This window comes from Borrelia coriaceae (genome assembly GCF_023035295.1).
Classification (GTDB): domain Bacteria; phylum Spirochaetota; class Spirochaetia; order Borreliales; family Borreliaceae; genus Borrelia; species Borrelia coriaceae.
Genome location: NZ_CP075080.1, coordinates 1 through 16163 on the forward strand (window position 1 = coordinate 1; position 16163 = coordinate 16163).

A 16163-nucleotide genomic window follows, 5' to 3' on the forward strand; every position below is an offset into this window, starting at 1 on the left:
ATGGAGAATAAACAAGCTACAAAGCTTGATACACAATGCTACAATAAATACCAACACAAACTAATAATACTAATATCAACAATTGAATATATCAATAATAAACATAAAAAATACACACAAAGCAATCTACTTTACTACTTTAATGGAAACTTAAAACGTAATGGACAAAAAGAAACTACTCTTAAAACACTTCAAAAATATCTTTATACACTAGAAAAAGTACTCAAAATAACTAACAACTACCACAGACATTTGGGTGTTAACATGGGTACTGAGATTCACTATGAACTCAAATACTCTAAAAAAGAATGTTATCGTATAATAAACAAACATTTTAGAGACAAAAAAGAGACAAGGCATAAAAACCGTGTTAATGCATATCTTAAAAAACTTTACACTAAAAATAGCAATGTAAAAAAAGAGGAGTGTTTTAATAATATCTATAATAAAAAAGAAGAAGATGAAAACAAAACAAAATATATAGAAAGATTACAAATAAAGAAATATGCAAAAAAAAGCAAAATCAAATACCATGTACTTTCTTCTGTTTTAAATTTAAATCTCAATAAAAAAGCTGCATTTGAGATATTCAAAGCAACAAAGAAAGATGAAAATGAATCTGAACAAAAGGGACACAAGTCTAAAAACAGCATTAAAGAAAAACAAAATCATTTGAAAGAAATACTGAAAAATACAAAAAACCAACTAACAAATGAAGGGTATGACAGCAAACAGTTAGAAATACAAATACAAAACGTGTATGAACAATATAAAAACAAAACACATTTTATCATAGAAAAAGGTAAATACAATGATTTAAAAAATGTAATAGAAAAACTTAAAAAATCAGTTCAATGTGTTAAAACAAATACTAAAGAAGACAAAAAAGGTATTAGGAATAACATTTTCAGCATACTCATTGATAGATTAAAACATAAAGTAAAAATTGAGATGTTTGTACCATTATTGAAAGACTATTTGGGTAAACAAAAAAAATTGGAATATAGAAAAGTATTTAGTAATCAATATTATTATGAACTTTTAGATTTAATAAATAATGATAAAAAATACTTGAAAGATAACGAATTTAAACAGGTTATTAATTAAAGGACTTGTTATGAATGATCTAGTAGAAAAGGTAAAGATAATATCAAAAGAAGAAAAACCTATTTTTATTAAAATAGAAGAGATTGAAGGGCGAAAAATATACCATACTAAAATTATGGCAGATTTTCATTTATTCAAAGTAAATGAAAATCAAAAACATAAATTTTTTATCTCTTTTAGAGGACTTTTTAATCAGAATAAAATAGAATATTTCCATTTGTTTTCTATAAAGAATGAAGACAAGTTTTTGGGTATTTATTATGGCTATAGAAAGCCAATAAAAAATGTATTGAGAAGATATGAAGAAAATGGGATTACTAAATCGATTGCGTTTTCGAAAATTTATTACATAGAGTTTAGATTTAAAAAAGGGAGTGTATTTTGCTATTTAAGTGCACTTGCTTATTTATTTAGAAACGATAGACTCAAAACAAAATACTGTCAAACTTTAATTGATATGACAAAGAGGTTGGAAAGTCAAATATATGAATTTTATGGTAAAAAATTACCAGAAGGAGGTTTAATTGAAAAATGGATACGAAAAAACCAAAAATAATAACTATTGCATCAATTAAAGGCGGTGTTGGAAAAAGTACAAGTGCTATCATATTTGCCACATTGTTATCTCAAAAATATAAAGTACTTTTAATAGATATTGATACACAAGCTTCTACTACTAGTTATTTTTATGAAACAATAGAAGAACAGAATATAGATTTGAGAATAAAGAACATATATGAGGTTTTAATAGATACATTGAATATCAATAGTGCAGTTATAAATGTTGGAAGTAGATTAGATTTAATTCCTAGTTATTTGACTTTACATAGTATAAATGCATTTGGGTATAAACATACATTTAGTGAATTTAAATTAAAGAATGACTTGAAATATTTGAATGTTAATTATGATTACATAATCATTGATACTCCTCCAAGTTTAGATTTTACATTAACTAGTTCTTTAATGTGTTGTAATTATGTAATAGTACCAATGACGGCTGAAAAATGGACAATTGAAAGTTTTGATCTTTTGAAATTCTTTATGGAGAAAATAGCCTTGACCCTTCCCATGTTTTTTATTATTACTAGATTTAAGAAAAACAATACCCATAAGCGATTATTAGAAATGATTAATTCAAAAAATAATTTTTTGGGAAGTATATCTGAAAGAGAGGATTTGAATAGGAGAATAGCAGAGAACAGTATTTTTGATTTTGAAAAAGACTATATTAAAGAATATGAAAATTCTTTAATAAATCTTTTTAATAAGATCGATTGATTTAAATATAAGTTCAACGCGTTGAACTTATATTTAAATATAATTTTAGAGGTTAGCTATGAAAAATTACAAAGGATTAAAAATTAATAAAAGAAATATTGATTCAGTAGGGAATGCATTACTTACTGAATCTGATAATAATGAAAAAGGTGTGGGTATTGTTCGTTACGATGAATTAAAAAAGAAATTATATATAAATCTTAGGGAAGGAATTTATAACAGAATAGAATGTATGAAAATTTTGAAGGAAATAAAGGATAATGAATATTATAAGTTAGACGGTTATAAAAGTTTTGATGCTTTTATAAAAAATTATGATGTTGCAAAAACCCAGGCTTATAATTATTTAAAAATTGCAACAGCCTTAGAAGAAGGATTATTAGAAGAGCAGTATGTACTAGAAAATGGATTTAGACAAATATTAGGTCTATTAAAGGATAAAGAGAGTGAAAAATTAAAAAAATCAAGAGTAAATCCAATTAAACCATTAAGGTTCCAACTTAAAAGTCAAGCAAGTTATGATTTTTATAAGCAAAATGCGAAGTTCACAAGTTTTTTAATGGATAGGCTGTTTGCGAGTAAAAAAGATTTGTTAGAAGAGTTTATGAAAGAATTTAAAAATTTAAAAGGTTAAAGGTAAGGAATTTTTATGAACAATTTAGCATGTAAAATGTACAGAACAGAATGTTTAAGTAAGGCGTTATTAACTAAAGTTCTGAAGAGGCGGTGAATTTTATTTATTTAATAATGATAGTAGGAATTTGTTCCCAATTATTTTTTCTTTAATAAATATTTTATGAATTAGTAATGGGAAAAAATTTTGTTCTATATTAAGAAAATCAAATCAATATTTGTTAATATTGATTTGATTTTCTTGGAAAAATAGTGTATATTGTTGTTGAGTTCTATTTGTAACAATGAACTCTTTTATATTGTTATATTCTTAAGTTTTAGGGCTTAGTTAAGAGTTCTGTTTAGAATTTTTAATTAAGTCCTAAGTTTTTGTATTTTTTTTTGACAAAAATAATTTTTGCTATATAGTTATTTGTATAAAAAACAATATAAAGGAGTTTTATATGAAAATAAATAAAATAACAAAGAGTAATATTCAAAATATAAAAACTCGGGTGTGTGAAGCAAATAAGAAGCTAAAATCAAATAAAAAAAGAAAAGTACAAGATTTAATAATAAATGAAAATCAAGTAAAGATAGACTTTCTAAAGTCATTACACAGTCTACAAATGAGTTTAAATGGTGTAGGCAAGAATCTTAATGGATATGGATATAAATATCAAGATTTTAATGAAATAGTAAGGGAAATTAAGAATGTTATAAAAACTAATAATTTAGATATTGGTTTTGTACAATGTCCAACTTTAAAAAGTTTTGATGGGCGTTTGATTAATGTTATTACAACAACATTTTATAGTCCTAGCAGTGGATATAGCCAGTCATTTGATACACCAATATATACAGAAGAATTAACCTCAACAGGAGTAAAGAATCAAAATACACTTCCACAACTTGTAGGTTCATGTATAACATATTTTAAGAGGTATGCACTTGTAGCGTATCTTTCCATTGAAAGTGAAGTTGATACTGATGCATGTTCTTTAGAACATAGACAAGAAGATAATAAAGAACAAGTTAGCATGGCAAATAACACATCTATGGAAACTGTCAAAGGAAGTAGAACTGTTAATGTTAAAAGTACTAATGCTAAAAAAAACGCTATTAAAGGAGCAATAAAAGCACAGTCTATTGGTTGTAAATCCGTTAGAGGGGGTGATGAGCTTCCTAAGCGTGTACCTTCTAAGTATTATTATTACAAGAACTTACTTCAAGCGTCTAAAAGGATGCATTCACAATTAGAAGATACTCCTTTTGATAGTCTAGAAATGATAGATAAGTTTTTACATCAATTACAAGAAGATGATGATTCTAATATACTTAATTATTTTGAAACTAAACCAGAGCTTAAAACTATAGAATATTGGACAAACTTACTGAATAATTATTTAACAAGGACCCAGTCTGATCCAGAAGTTGTAGAAGGGTTTTCTAAATTCTTAGTGTATAGAGAACCTAAATATGGTCAAAGTCCATTAAAGCTTTTTGGATATATAGCAAGTGATGAGAATTTTAGGTATCTTTGTGAATAAAGATATACCCCTATTCTGTTAAAAGATAAGCCTTGAGGGCTTATCTTTATTTAATTTTTTAATTTCGAATATTTTTTATATACTATTTGTACAATAGGTTTAGTGATTTGAATGTACTTTTGAAACAAATTTATATTAAACATTAAATCATCAATTGTATGATTTGATTTAAGTGTAGAAGCATCAAAGTAGGTAAACTTAGGATACTTTGGGTCATTAACCTTTTTCTTTGTTCTAGTTAAAAATACTTGTAAATACATAACATAATCAGATAACTTTGCTTCATATGCATTTAACTCTGTAAGAGTTTGTTCCTTAGGTGGCGTTGGCTCTTCTGTTAGTGATGCTATGGTTGTACATGAGAAGATAAGTGTTAAAAAAGTTAAATTTATAAGCTTTTTCAAATTAGGCCTCCTTTAACATTTTGATGTAAGTACTCATTATTTTGTTGCGTTTAGCTCTGAGTTGAGATATGTATTTTGAAAGTTCATCATACTCATCAGCAGTTTCTATTATTTCAATATTAATTCTTAGTATTTCTTCAATTTCAGATAATAGTTTGATAGCTTCCTTTTGTTCCATTTGATATACACTAGCTTCATATAGACAGTAAAAGTAATTGACTACTTTAGTGAAAATATTAATGTATGTAGCAGTGTTTTTATTTTGGTTATTGTTTTTGATGATATCTGTAAATTTGTTTAGAATTTCAACGCTAGTTTTAGCAGTACTTAATTTCATTTTGTCTCCTTTTCATGATATATAATTTGTGAAGGCAATTTCATATATATTTGGGTTGCTATTAACTTTTTCTATAAATGCTTTTATTTTGATTTGGATAGGTTCAAGATCCAACTTTATTTGTGGAGTTAATGCATTATCTAGTATTTCCATATTTTTAGTGTAGATTTGTTCATATTCTAAATAAAATTCACACAATAATGAAAATGCTTTATGAGCATTCTCATTGAAACTGCCGTCTTTGAAGTTTGAAAGTGTATCAATTAAATTGGATATTGACTCTAAAGCAGTATCTAGATGTTGCTTTTCAAGTATCATATCTCCTCCTTCTCATCTTTGTCTTTTTGTTTGCATTGTGTTTTAAACTTATCTAGTAAGATATTTAAAATATCTTTAAGTACTGGTTTTAATAGAAATGCAAGTCCTAGGATTAAACCTGAGATAACAAGTAACTTATTGCCATCAATACCAAGTAAAAGCTGTGTTAAATTATTTATATTTGTATCATTCATTTATGCTTTAACCTCACTTTAAAAATTATTTAGCTACAACTATATATCAAAAAATAGTTTTTGCTATTTAATTTATAACTTTACTAAAGCAGGTACATAGCTACCACTTTTATATAAACGTTTTTGAATATACCAACCTCTAAAAAGAGGAGAATAATCATTTAAAGTCATATTGCTACCCCCACGTTCATAGATAATTGACTTTTGTGATTCACTAGAATATTTAAGATACACATATTTTTTGACACTGCTACTTCCAGCATAAATTGAAACATCAACATATATATCTAAGTAAATAGGCTTGTCATCATCAGAGCTGTAGAAAACAAGAGTTACATCTTGATTTGAATACTGTGATGTCATGTCTAATCTGTAAGCTTGCCTTCTAAGTGAAGATTCATAAATGGATGAGCTTGTGGTTCCTTCTCTTGTTGAATTGAACCCTGAAGGGATTCCTGTTAGATATTCAGGTATTTGTGATCTTTGCAATGAACTGTAACTTGAAGTAACAAAGTAGTCATCTTTGCTTAAGCTATGTGTTGATAATCCACTTCCAAGTTTATCTTTAACTTTACTATATGTATTTGAAATACTACTAGATTCATCATTTAAAAATTTGCTAAGTATTTTACTGTAGACTTGATTTATGAAATCATCATCTTGTTGTAATTCTGTAGCAATAGTACTTTTAATAATTTCTTTAAAATAAGTAAGTCCTTCACCTTTAAAAGTTTTATCTTTAGTAGTTTTAAGGAAATTTTCAAAAGTAATAGCATTACAACTTGAAATACCATCATCGAGTAGTAATAAATCAGTATTTTTAACTGATTCAAGTCTATTTAAATCTTTAATTTGAATACAATCGTCTTGGTCACTCATTTATATAAACTCCTTTTAAATATTAAATTTAGCAATTTCCTTATTTTCCATGTCATATAATTTTAAGGCCCTTCCAATTGGTATTAAGTTTTTTAGGAACGTGTAAATAGATTCAGCATATCCTTTAGGAAGGAAGTGAAAAATTAAGATTTTACATTGGATATTTTCATTTTCTTTTTTATAGCATAATTTGATTTTTCTATTTCTATTAGTAGTAGAACTAGGTGAGATTTTAGCAGTAAAGTTTGTTTTAACAGCACCTAGTAATTTTATATTAATAACACCATCACTTGGTACTGTAATTTCAATATCAACATTAAGAAAAGTTTTAAATAACTTAGTAAAAGATGCATCAGTACCAATGTGTTTTAATGCATAAATAATACTATCAATATTTTTTGTAAGATCTTGAACAGGTTGTGTTTCAACATAAAATATATTAAATATCTTAGATAGCCAAGTAGCAATGAATCTAGATGTGCAGTGTTTACTAATTGGTAGTCCAGTAAAGTTAGAATTTAGACTTACAAGTTCAGATAACATTACATTAGCAAAGTTAAGTTCATTTTGTATAAACTTATCAAGTTGACTATTTCGAGTAAACCCAATTTGATTCAAAATTTAGCTCCTAACTTTCAATATCAATGATTAATCTATGAGTAATATCAAATACAAGTAACTCTGAAGGTTGTACAGTAATATCTTTATTTTCATTACTATTAAATTCACTACTTAAATCTGATATGTTTGTACTTGTATCATCTTTAGTTACTGCAAATATTTTCATGCTTTTAATACCTTTAATTTCATTAACGGGAGCAAGGAAATCTTGATATTCAAAGCTAATACCCATATCAGAATAATTGTTTTTGATGATGCGATCATAGATATTTCGTATTTGTTTATCAATGTTAAGATAAGTATGGTTTTTAATATCTAGACTGTATTTAACTTTAAGATAAAGATACTTTTTTTTACCAAGTGTGACTTTGTATACTTTTTTTTGATTTATTTCATTCATTCCATCAATTTCAATATCTCCTTCAAGGTTAGTACCACTAGGAACAGTCTCATAAAGCATATTCCAAAGATTGGCTTTAAATTTAGAATCTTGAATTTGAGCTTTAGATGTATTTAATACAGATTCATTTAAGAGTAGATATATCTTAACCTTACCAGCTTCACTTGTAAGATTAGCATATTCAATTTTATCTAGGTTAAGTAATGCTTTTATTACTCCAGGTTGGGTAATACTATTTGAAGTTATATATTTTTGAATAATTTGGAAAAATTCTCCACCGGGTTGCATTTTATCAAAAAATAAATTAAGCTCATTAATGATCTGTTCTTCTACAATTGAAAGTGAGGTTGCTATAATATTATAAATTGAAGATGGGTCATCACTTATTACAACATTATACATTTGCATTAAATATTCTTTTTTAGTCTCTACGATTTGGGAAATATTTTGTTTTAAAATTCCAAAATTGGGATCAAATATGATACTCATGTATTAATAACCGTTTCAAGTGAGTCACCTGGGAAGTAAAATGTAATATTTAATTTTTTAAGTTTAATTTCAACTTTGATTCCTACAAGATTAATTTGTAATTCATTAATTACGTTGTAAAAGTATGTTTTAATTTGATTTAGCTTTCCTAGTTTACATACTTTTAAAAGATATAAATAGTCAAGTCCCCACTGTGGTGCGTAAGATATACTTCCCTTTAGTGTTTTAAGAAATATAAATAATCGTTGTTTTTGTTCTTCAACACCATCTATGATATTTAAGTCATTGTTAAATATTAAATCGAAGTTGTTATTAATTTTGATATCCAATCTTTATACCTTTAACCACGAAAATAAATATATAACTATTTTAGCAAAAATCTAACTAAGTAAATCATAAATTCTGTTTCTAATACTATAAAGACCAGCTCTACTAGATTCATCTATAATAGCTTGACCAGTAACTCTTAAATTATTTATAGCGTATGTTATATCAATTAAAATACTTTTTAAAGTTTCAGAATTGTTGCTTATATCAATTTTATTATTAGATTTAATGCGAACTTTATTTTTACCTATTAAATCAAGATTGTAATTTGAACTGATATCAATGTCATCATTAGCTTTAATTACAACATCATCTTCAGCCTTAATACTAAAATCGACACAATTAATGTTGATGTTTTGATTTGCATTTAGATTAGTATTATTAGCATTTATGTAGGTATCATTATCAGAATTTATGTTGATTTGATTGTTAGATTTAATATCAACTTTATTAATGGTTTTTAATTTGATATCATCACAAGCCATTTCTAGATATTTGGGATTTATAATACTTAATATATAAAAATGATTTTTGTCAAAGTTAATATTATCATCGTGATTGAAAAGGTTGATATTAGATTGAAGTAATAATACCATTTCACCTTCATTTGGGTTTATGTTAATATTTGATATGTTTTGTGTTTCAATTTCGATGTTATCAAATTCTTCTATTATTACAACACCTTTTTGTGAATTTGGATCAAAGGTTTTAACTTTACCTATTTTAGTAATGAAGATATTATTGAATATCCATTTTTTTATTTCTTCTTGTGTTAATGCAGATCCATATAGATTTTGATTCATTCTATAAAATTCGTAGTTAGGGTGCATATGTATCTCCTTTTTAATTATGATTTAAATTTGAATGCTATTTGAGTCATCATAAAGTTTAAGCATGAGTGAGCATTCATTAGAATTACTAAGTGTAGCATTTGTTTCACTAATGGTGTTTTTGATTGTATTTCCAAGAGAATCGATAAATGATACTTTATCACCAACTCTTAACTTATGTGTATAAGTTACTTTGGCTTTCCAATATATGAGCCTTATATTACGGTTAGAACCTAATGTTATTTCTTGTTGAGGTATAAACTGCAGTCCGTAATCTTCAAGTTTTTCATAATGAGTAGAATGACCAGTTTTCATATAGTTTGTAAATATAAAATTACATTCAACTTTGTCTATTCCATTACCAACGTCTGCTAATGCGCTTTTGACATATTTTTTAGATAGTTTTTCTATAAATTCTTTTGGATTTGTTGCGTAAAAGTTTTCTTCAATGACTCTAAGCTTGTCATCAGTGCTCATATTGATAATATTTCTATTTGGGAAAGCTGATTTAATAGCAGCCTCTACACTCATACCTTTAAATTGTTTAGTTTTAAGTTCACGATTGAAAAAATTACTTTTTGAGGCTAAGTGAATCTCAAGTTCTACACTAAAATCACCACTAGGATAATCAGTACTCATTGGAACGCCAAGATACCCTGCCATGATAAATTCAAATTCTTTTTCATGAGCATATTTTTTATAAAATATTTTTACAACATCTCCTTCTTTTACATCAGAAGTAAAATCTAATGGCAAGTTCCAAAGTACTAGCTTTGCTTGTTTTGCTCTTACAAAATTATAGCTTGAATAAATGTTAGATATGGAAATATCTATGTGTATACCATCTTGTGTATCTATAACAATTTTAGGAACATCTTCAGTTATAGCCTCACCAGTAATATCAGAATTGGATGAGTTAATAGTAGAGTAAAATTCAATTTTAAAGTCATACTTGAGTAATATCATTAAGCTATCCTTTATATTTTCTTAATGAAAATGTTTTAATAACCTCCATATTGAGACTAACTTCAACTTCATCAATAAAAGGAGTATCTTTAAATGTGATTGAATTTATAACAACCAAATCTTTAATACCAAATGATGGACTGTAAGCAGTAAATGGTACTTGAGCTTGTAGTCTAGATGCTAGTTGTTCTTTTACCAAATTACTATCAAATTCGAGTAGACAATTACCAAAATAAGTTGATCTGAGCGGTGTTAACATTTCTTTATATAAATTTGTTAAGATGCCACCTGAGAGTGATATAGTCTCGGCTGTTAGAGTTGGATTATAGCTTACATATTCAGCTTTTCTAGAATAATAATTGATAACAGGACGTTTAGAACAACTTGTGTTATAAGTTCTAGTAATAAGTTCAGACTTTGGTTTAATAAAAAATAGTTGTGGAAGGTATCCCATTCCTTTAAGATCGGGTCTTGGAAAAAGAACTATAAAGTTATCAGTACTAAATAAAGCAAAGATTTGGGTTGAAACATCTCTAATTATTTGAAATATTTCATGTGGTGATAATGTATTATTGTTCAATATTTAAGTAACCCTCCTCATTTAAAAGTAAAATTATGGTGTAGACACAGATTTATCTGATTCTTCTTGAAGTTTAGCTAGACTCTCACCACCGTCCCCTCCTAAGAATTTAGGAAGTATTGATTTAAGTCTTGCAATTAAGGTATCTATAGAAAAAATATTTTTGATTCCGTTTATTAAGGGATCAACGATATGTGTTTTAAACTTAAAGTCTTTAAGCCATGCGAGTAGATCACCAGTGACTTTTACTAAAGGATCCATAACCTTAGCAGTTAGTTCTTTAAGCTCATCATCTAATTTGTAAATATTGCTTACTGCTTTATCAGCAGCACTTGCATGTTGCGTGATATTTAAAGAGTTAAAGTCTTTTAGTACCTTTTCTATCATTTTGGTTCTAGAGCTTAAGTCTAGAGTAGCTCCTTGTTCATATTGCATTTGTGATTGTTCAAGATAATCTTTTCTAACTTTTTTAAACTGACTCATCATTGTAAAAATTGCATTACCTTTACCACTTAGAAATTCAATCACAGAAGATATAGCATCGTCATCACTTGAAGCAATACCACTTGCCTTAAGCTTAGCAGCAAGTTCCACAGATTTTAATACATTATTTTCATTATCAAGTCCCAAGTTAGCAAGGGTACCCTTAATGACACCAGCTTTGCTTAAGAATTCTTCTATGCTTTTGGTTTGCTCAAATGTTTTCATGCCATGTAGATTACTCATTAAGCTTGCTTTTTCGTTTTTTTCAAATATCCTAGAATTTATAAGATTAAATCTTTTTGCAATAGCTTGTTCTTTTATAGCTTCTTTTGCAAATCCAAGAGTATTAGAAGAAACCTTTTTTATAGCATGAGATACTATATTTCCAATGACAGTTCCTATTGCAATACTTGGGATACCAATTCCTACTTTATTTTGTTGTGTTAACTTACCTTTTCGTTTACTCTCTTCTTTTAATTTTTTATATTCTAATGTTCTTAAATCTTCTGATGACATAGTAGAACGTTTAAATGCTTCACGTTGTGCTTTTTGGAATGTATAGCCTTGCTTTATGAGTTTTTTAGTTTCACTAAGTCTAAACTTTTCTACTTTGTCTCTTAATTTTTCATATTTGGTTTGGTTTTTAAGTTCGCGTTTTTTTTCTTGTAAGTTATATTTAATAAAGTCTTTTGTACTTCCAAGTGATGTTCGTTTAGGTTTAATTAGATTTTCTAACTTGGAAATATCTCTTTCTAATGATTTGCGCGTTGTTGCGTGATCTAAGACTCCTTTAAATTTGATTGTAAATTTATCATTCACACGTATCCTCACTTAGAAAGAATAAGTTCTAATATTTGTTTTTCTAACTTAGCTTCAGATATTTTATTAACTTCCATGAGTTCATCATAAAACATGCTTTTAACTTCATTATAAGAGCATACATTTGTAAATATTGGTAGCCAGTATTTATTTTTTTTAACTTCTTCAAGTAAAGCAAAATAGCGTTCTCTAGTAGTCTGTAGACTTTTTATAAACTGAAGAGCATCTTTAGTAATCATAAGGTTATCCTATCTTGATTATTATCCTTTATCTTATTTACAACGTGTTCATAATTAAATTCTGTGTCATTTATATAATCAAATTGAACAAAGTCTCCAACATTATTTTCATATTCTTTAAGGAAAATAAAAGATGGCTTTTTAAATTCGGGATCTAAATGAAATATATTAAACTCTACACAGTATATAATTGCTACAAGGTAATCTTTATAATAAGTAGCAAATTCTCTATTATTATCTAAAATAAGATAAAACTCATCTAGAAATCCTGGTTTTATCATTAAATTGGTAATTTCCTTTAAATATTTAATTTCGTTCAGTTTTTGGGTGCCTTCATTTTGTGAAAATCCTAATATAGAATCCCATTCATACATTGGTAATACTTTTAGTTGGTACTCATAAGTTTTATCTTTACTTAAAATTTGCATTTTATATCTTGTGATCATTATCTGTCCTTTAATTTATTTTGGTTATTTTTTCACAATTAATTGCTCTGATCTCAAAAGTAACCTTTTCAGCTTCAGATGAGTAGCTTCTAGAGGGTTCTTCTGTAAATACAGCAGTATTACTAATAATTTTTGTTGAAATACGATCATTAAATACAAGATCTAACATCTTGTCATTTTTACTTATGTTCATGTTATAAAACTGATCATCTGCTAGTTGTGTAAGTAAAATGTAATCTTGGCTACCAAGCGTAACTTCAATGTTGAATATATAAGTAATGGTTTTAGGATCCCTAAGACTAATAACGGGCAGGCCTCTGTCTTCATTGCTAATTATTGCTCTTGTTGTAGGTTCACTTGTAAATTCTAATTTTCCACTGTTAATTTGCCTACCACCTATTGAAAAATAAACATCTGTTAATTTATATAAATTATTCAAAGCTTAAACCCTCCTCTTAACTGGATAAAGTATTTAAATAATCACTAATGTCTTGTGAAGTAATATTAAGAAGCACGCTATTCATACTAAAGTTGTAAACAATATTTAGTGATAGTAAAAGTTTTAAGCTTGAACTTGACTGTATGGCAATGTGAAGATCTGAGTATGAGACAATCATACCTTTATCAATGAAACTCTTAAGTTTACATTCAATAGCAGTAGTATATGCATTATCTTTTTTACCATCAAGTTGTAAAGCTGATAATTTACTGTTTTGTCTATTATTAACATTCCATACCCTAATAAGTTCAAAGGTGAGCTCATATTTGATATAGTGATAAGTAAATAATTCATCAATTGCAGCTCCTTCAAGAGTTACACCTTCTTTAAATGCCTTAACACCATCAAGACCCGTTTCATTAAGCAATGAGTAAAAATTAATATTAGCTTTTCTAAGTTTGTCAATATCACCACTATCAGTAATGGGATTCATACCACTGAACTTAAGTCCATAAGGATTGGTTGAATGAAATATACTAGCTTCATGTAAGTATTTAGATATAAATCTTAAATGTAAATGTTCTTCTTTTTTAGAATGAATAACAATAATTTTGGCTTTAGAGTTAGTACTATCTTTAAATAACTCTTTTATTTCAGATTCTTTTGTTGCGAATACAAAAAAGTGCTTATCTTCTTTAAAATATTGATAGTCATCTTTATATACAGTAAGGCCATCGCCACCGTCGGTATTATCTTTATAAGTATTTATAAGAACAACAAAAGTATATCTGTTTTCTTGTAACTGGTTTTTAATTTCCTTTGATTCTGTACCCTCTTTATATATAAGGAGTCTAACTGATCTTAAGCCTTGCTCGCCTGCTGAGAAGAATGCTTGTATTGCTTTTTTTAGGTAGGCTTTTTCCTTGTTAAATTCATCATCACCGTTGCTACCTTCTTTTTCAAGTGCATCAATTTGCTTTGTAAAGCTATTTATATTTAAGTTTAATATCTTAACCTTAGGTGTTGAAGTATTAAGTTTAATCTTATCTGTTTTATACACAAGTAAGGGCTGGTAATAATTTACATGTTTTATATCTAAGGCCTGATGAGTTAAATTGACGTTAATTGTGTCTTGTGGCAATATTAGCCTCCTTTAATTTTTGTATAATCTGTGCATTAGCTTTAAAGTTTTGACTACAACAATAAGCAACATTGCTATAATTGGAATCAATTTTAATAAGTCCACTGTTTTGCATATTTGTTGTAGGATAGATATATAAGTTAACTTGAAGTGAATATTTATCATCTTCTTCTTGTTCTAGTGTTAACTTACAAGTATTCTCATAAATAAAATCAGTTAACAAACTATAAATTTGAAGCATTGTGTAATATGAATCCCTATCTTTAGAATCTATAACTTGACTTAAAATAAATATTTGAAAATGCAAACTAAACTCATTGACATTAGAGTAAAATTCACCGCATCTTGAATTTGGTATTAATAAGTTATCTATATTTTCAAATTTAACTGCACATATATTTTCAAGCTTAGTAGTGTGTTTAGACATGTATGGATGATTATATGTATGAATTATGTCTAAGCTTATTCCTAAGTTCTTAATGACTTCTTTAAAACTTTTTAGATAATCTAGTAAACAAGTATGTATAACCTTAATATTGAGTATCACTAGTTTATCCTATAACTAATAGAATTAAGCATATTTGCAGTATCAATTAATGTTGATGTTGGATAAGATGATCCTTTTCTTTTTTTATATGCAATGGTTTTAGCTTGTATTTGAGGTTTTACTTTGTTTGAAATTACATAATTAGTGTAATAAGCTATAAAGGCCTCGGCTATAGCTTGCATACCTTTTTTAGGATTTTGCATAAAGCAATTTCTTATATAAATTGTGTCTATGTTTTCCCTAAATCCCATTTCATTAGCAACAGCATATAAGTGTGATCTTGAAGGTAATTTGCTACTACCAAATTCATGCATACGAGCAATTTTTGCATTTCTTTTATCAAACCAACCAATCTCAATCTCTATTTCCATTCTATTACCTTCAAAATGATAGTAAGATAGCCAATACTAGAGTCAATACTCACTATTTCATAAAACATATTAGAATCTGATATTCTATCTTTAAGTTCAAACTCTAAATTAGATGTAGTATAAAGTTTATGAAGCGACTTTATATCATAAAGATTGGAATCATATAAATTTGTAAGTTCATCTGATTCTATACTGAAAAATACGCCTGTAAACTGCTCAAAGTTGTTCTTATCATATGTCAATTGATAATCTGATAAGTCTTCTAAATAAGCATAAGTGCCTTTATAGAGCTTAAATGTCTCTTCATTCTTAAAGTAAGAGATTACTCTTGATGCTGAGCTTGCTAGTCTAGTTCTAATACTATTATTATGTGTCATCATTTGAGGATTCCTATACAACAAGGTGGATTAGTTGTTTGGATTTTAAGACTACTAAGTAAAGATTCAAACTGACTACAAAAACTTGTGTTTGCATTAGATTCATTACCAATAGGGTGATATGAAATTTCAAGATCATTAATCTTCTCACTCTTTATCCGATCAAGACCAAATTCACGTATCACACCGGCTTGATTTAGTTTACAACCTATATAGTAATAAAGTAGTAATATCAGATGTGAGGAGGTAAGCATGTCAGCATTAATGCCTTTGGTAGTTATTATCATCTCAAGTAATTCTGTATAAGTTTCAAACTGAGTAAATGACAATACTTCTTCACTTAAATTAAGTAAACTTAATATCTTACTATGAAGTGTTTGCAATTCTGATGACATGTTTACTCCTC

At 27.2% G+C, this 16163-nt stretch carries 25 protein-coding genes; 5 read left to right on the forward strand and 20 right to left on the reverse strand.

The genetic code is table 11. The features are described 5' to 3' along the window. From bcCo53_RS04940 to bcCo53_RS04960, 5 genes are all read left to right on the forward strand, one after another. Nucleotides 1–1107 carry a plasmid maintenance protein gene (locus bcCo53_RS04940; protein WP_025408739.1) on the forward strand — a complete coding sequence of 369 codons (1107 nt, stop codon included), beginning with the start codon at nucleotides 1–3 and terminating at the stop codon, nucleotides 1105–1107. A gap of 10 nt (nucleotides 1108–1117) precedes the next feature. Next, on the forward strand, nucleotides 1118–1663 hold the full coding sequence (locus bcCo53_RS04945) for a DUF226 domain-containing protein (RefSeq protein WP_025408740.1): 546 nt from the start codon (nucleotides 1118–1120) through the stop codon (nucleotides 1661–1663). Next, nucleotides 1639–2388, forward strand: coding sequence for a ParA family protein (locus bcCo53_RS04950; protein WP_025408741.1), 750 nt, complete (start codon nucleotides 1639–1641; stop codon nucleotides 2386–2388). Before bcCo53_RS04945 ends, bcCo53_RS04950 begins: the two co-directional genes overlap by 25 nt. 58 nt (nucleotides 2389–2446) lie before the next feature. Then, entirely contained in the window at nucleotides 2447–3022 is a 576-nt protein-coding gene (locus tag bcCo53_RS04955; protein WP_025408742.1) for a chromosome replication/partitioning protein, read from the forward strand. 442 nt (nucleotides 3023–3464) lie between these two features. Next, the gene (locus bcCo53_RS04960; RefSeq protein WP_025408743.1) at nucleotides 3465–4550 is read left to right on the forward strand and encodes an ERF family protein; all 1086 of its coding nucleotides are present in this window, start codon (nucleotides 3465–3467) and stop codon (nucleotides 4548–4550) included. Nucleotides 4551–4600: 50 nt separating this feature from the next. On the opposite strand, the gene bcCo53_RS04965 is transcribed toward bcCo53_RS04960, so the two are convergent. The 20 genes from bcCo53_RS04965 to bcCo53_RS05060 all read right to left on the reverse strand — a co-directional run bounded on the left by bcCo53_RS04965 (nucleotide 4601) and on the right by bcCo53_RS05060 (nucleotide 16152). Further along, on the reverse strand, nucleotides 4601–4954 hold the full coding sequence (locus bcCo53_RS04965) for a BBA14 family lipoprotein (protein WP_025408744.1): 354 nt from the start codon (nucleotides 4952–4954) through the stop codon (nucleotides 4601–4603). A gap of 1 nt (nucleotide 4955) precedes the next feature. Further along, the gene (locus tag bcCo53_RS04970) at nucleotides 4956–5291 is read right to left on the reverse strand and encodes a BlyB family putative holin accessory protein (RefSeq protein WP_041178854.1); all 336 of its coding nucleotides are present in this window, start codon (nucleotides 5289–5291) and stop codon (nucleotides 4956–4958) included. 12 nt (nucleotides 5292–5303) lie between these two features. Next, complete coding sequence (locus bcCo53_RS04975) at nucleotides 5304–5609, reverse strand: BlyB family putative holin accessory protein (protein ID WP_025408745.1); 306 nt, start codon at nucleotides 5607–5609, stop codon at nucleotides 5304–5306. Next, nucleotides 5606–5803, reverse strand: coding sequence for a hypothetical protein (locus tag bcCo53_RS04980; RefSeq protein WP_025408746.1), 198 nt, complete (start codon nucleotides 5801–5803; stop codon nucleotides 5606–5608). The genes bcCo53_RS04975 and bcCo53_RS04980 overlap by 4 nt, the downstream gene beginning before the upstream one ends. Nucleotides 5804–5875: 72 nt before the next feature. Further along, on the reverse strand, nucleotides 5876–6682 hold the full coding sequence (locus bcCo53_RS04985; protein ID WP_246938405.1) for a DUF685 domain-containing protein: 807 nt from the start codon (nucleotides 6680–6682) through the stop codon (nucleotides 5876–5878). 15 nt (nucleotides 6683–6697) lie between these two features. Then, complete coding sequence (locus tag bcCo53_RS04990) at nucleotides 6698–7300, reverse strand: DUF735 family protein (protein WP_246938406.1); 603 nt, start codon at nucleotides 7298–7300, stop codon at nucleotides 6698–6700. A 10-nt stretch (nucleotides 7301–7310) separates the two neighbouring features. Continuing rightward, nucleotides 7311–8192 (reverse strand): DUF276 domain-containing protein, encoded by an 882-nt coding sequence (locus tag bcCo53_RS04995; RefSeq protein WP_246938407.1) that lies wholly within the window; start codon nucleotides 8190–8192, stop codon nucleotides 7311–7313. After that, entirely contained in the window at nucleotides 8189–8521 is a 333-nt protein-coding gene (locus tag bcCo53_RS05000) for a contractile injection system sheath initiator (RefSeq protein ID WP_025408750.1), read from the reverse strand. The genes bcCo53_RS04995 and bcCo53_RS05000 overlap by 4 nt, the downstream gene beginning before the upstream one ends. A 51-nt stretch (nucleotides 8522–8572) precedes the next feature. Then, nucleotides 8573–9349, reverse strand: a complete 777-nt coding sequence (locus tag bcCo53_RS05005; RefSeq protein WP_281507455.1) for a DUF777 family protein — start codon at nucleotides 9347–9349, stop codon at nucleotides 8573–8575. Nucleotides 9350–9373: 24 nt separating this feature from the next. After that, entirely contained in the window at nucleotides 9374–10315 is a 942-nt protein-coding gene (locus bcCo53_RS05010; RefSeq protein WP_246938409.1) for a DUF693 family protein, read from the reverse strand. 4 nt (nucleotides 10316–10319) lie between these two features. After that, nucleotides 10320–10898 carry a DUF792 family protein gene (locus bcCo53_RS05015; protein WP_425532459.1) on the reverse strand — a complete coding sequence of 193 codons (579 nt, stop codon included), beginning with the start codon at nucleotides 10896–10898 and terminating at the stop codon, nucleotides 10320–10322. A gap of 30 nt (nucleotides 10899–10928) precedes the next feature. Then, nucleotides 10929–12197 (reverse strand): DUF759 family protein, encoded by a 1269-nt coding sequence (locus bcCo53_RS05020; RefSeq protein WP_246938411.1) that lies wholly within the window; start codon nucleotides 12195–12197, stop codon nucleotides 10929–10931. Between the two features lie 8 nt (nucleotides 12198–12205). Beyond that, nucleotides 12206–12436, reverse strand: coding sequence for a DUF1322 family protein (locus bcCo53_RS05025; RefSeq protein WP_025408755.1), 231 nt, complete (start codon nucleotides 12434–12436; stop codon nucleotides 12206–12208). Further along, entirely contained in the window at nucleotides 12433–12882 is a 450-nt protein-coding gene (locus bcCo53_RS05030) for a DUF1473 family protein (RefSeq protein WP_246938364.1), read from the reverse strand. Before bcCo53_RS05030 ends, bcCo53_RS05025 begins: the two co-directional genes overlap by 4 nt. Before the next feature lie 10 nt (nucleotides 12883–12892). Next, nucleotides 12893–13321 (reverse strand): DUF1463 family protein, encoded by a 429-nt coding sequence (locus tag bcCo53_RS05035; protein WP_246938365.1) that lies wholly within the window; start codon nucleotides 13319–13321, stop codon nucleotides 12893–12895. A gap of 16 nt (nucleotides 13322–13337) precedes the next feature. Further along, nucleotides 13338–14462: a DUF787 family protein gene (locus bcCo53_RS05040; protein WP_246938412.1), complete on the reverse strand. Its 1125-nt coding sequence runs from the start codon at nucleotides 14460–14462 to the stop codon at nucleotides 13338–13340. Continuing rightward, the gene (locus tag bcCo53_RS05045; RefSeq protein WP_025409054.1) at nucleotides 14443–15009 is read right to left on the reverse strand and encodes a DUF764 family protein; all 567 of its coding nucleotides are present in this window, start codon (nucleotides 15007–15009) and stop codon (nucleotides 14443–14445) included. Before bcCo53_RS05045 ends, bcCo53_RS05040 begins: the two co-directional genes overlap by 20 nt. Then, nucleotides 15009–15380 (reverse strand): hypothetical protein, encoded by a 372-nt coding sequence (locus tag bcCo53_RS05050; RefSeq protein WP_025409092.1) that lies wholly within the window; start codon nucleotides 15378–15380, stop codon nucleotides 15009–15011. Before bcCo53_RS05050 ends, bcCo53_RS05045 begins: the two co-directional genes overlap by 1 nt. After that, the gene (locus tag bcCo53_RS05055; protein ID WP_241766598.1) at nucleotides 15371–15760 is read right to left on the reverse strand and encodes a DUF1506 family protein; all 390 of its coding nucleotides are present in this window, start codon (nucleotides 15758–15760) and stop codon (nucleotides 15371–15373) included. The genes bcCo53_RS05050 and bcCo53_RS05055 overlap by 10 nt, the downstream gene beginning before the upstream one ends. Continuing rightward, entirely contained in the window at nucleotides 15757–16152 is a 396-nt protein-coding gene (locus bcCo53_RS05060; protein ID WP_246938393.1) for a DUF3890 domain-containing protein, read from the reverse strand. The genes bcCo53_RS05055 and bcCo53_RS05060 overlap by 4 nt, the downstream gene beginning before the upstream one ends. Nucleotides 16153–16163: the final 11 nt, after the last annotated feature.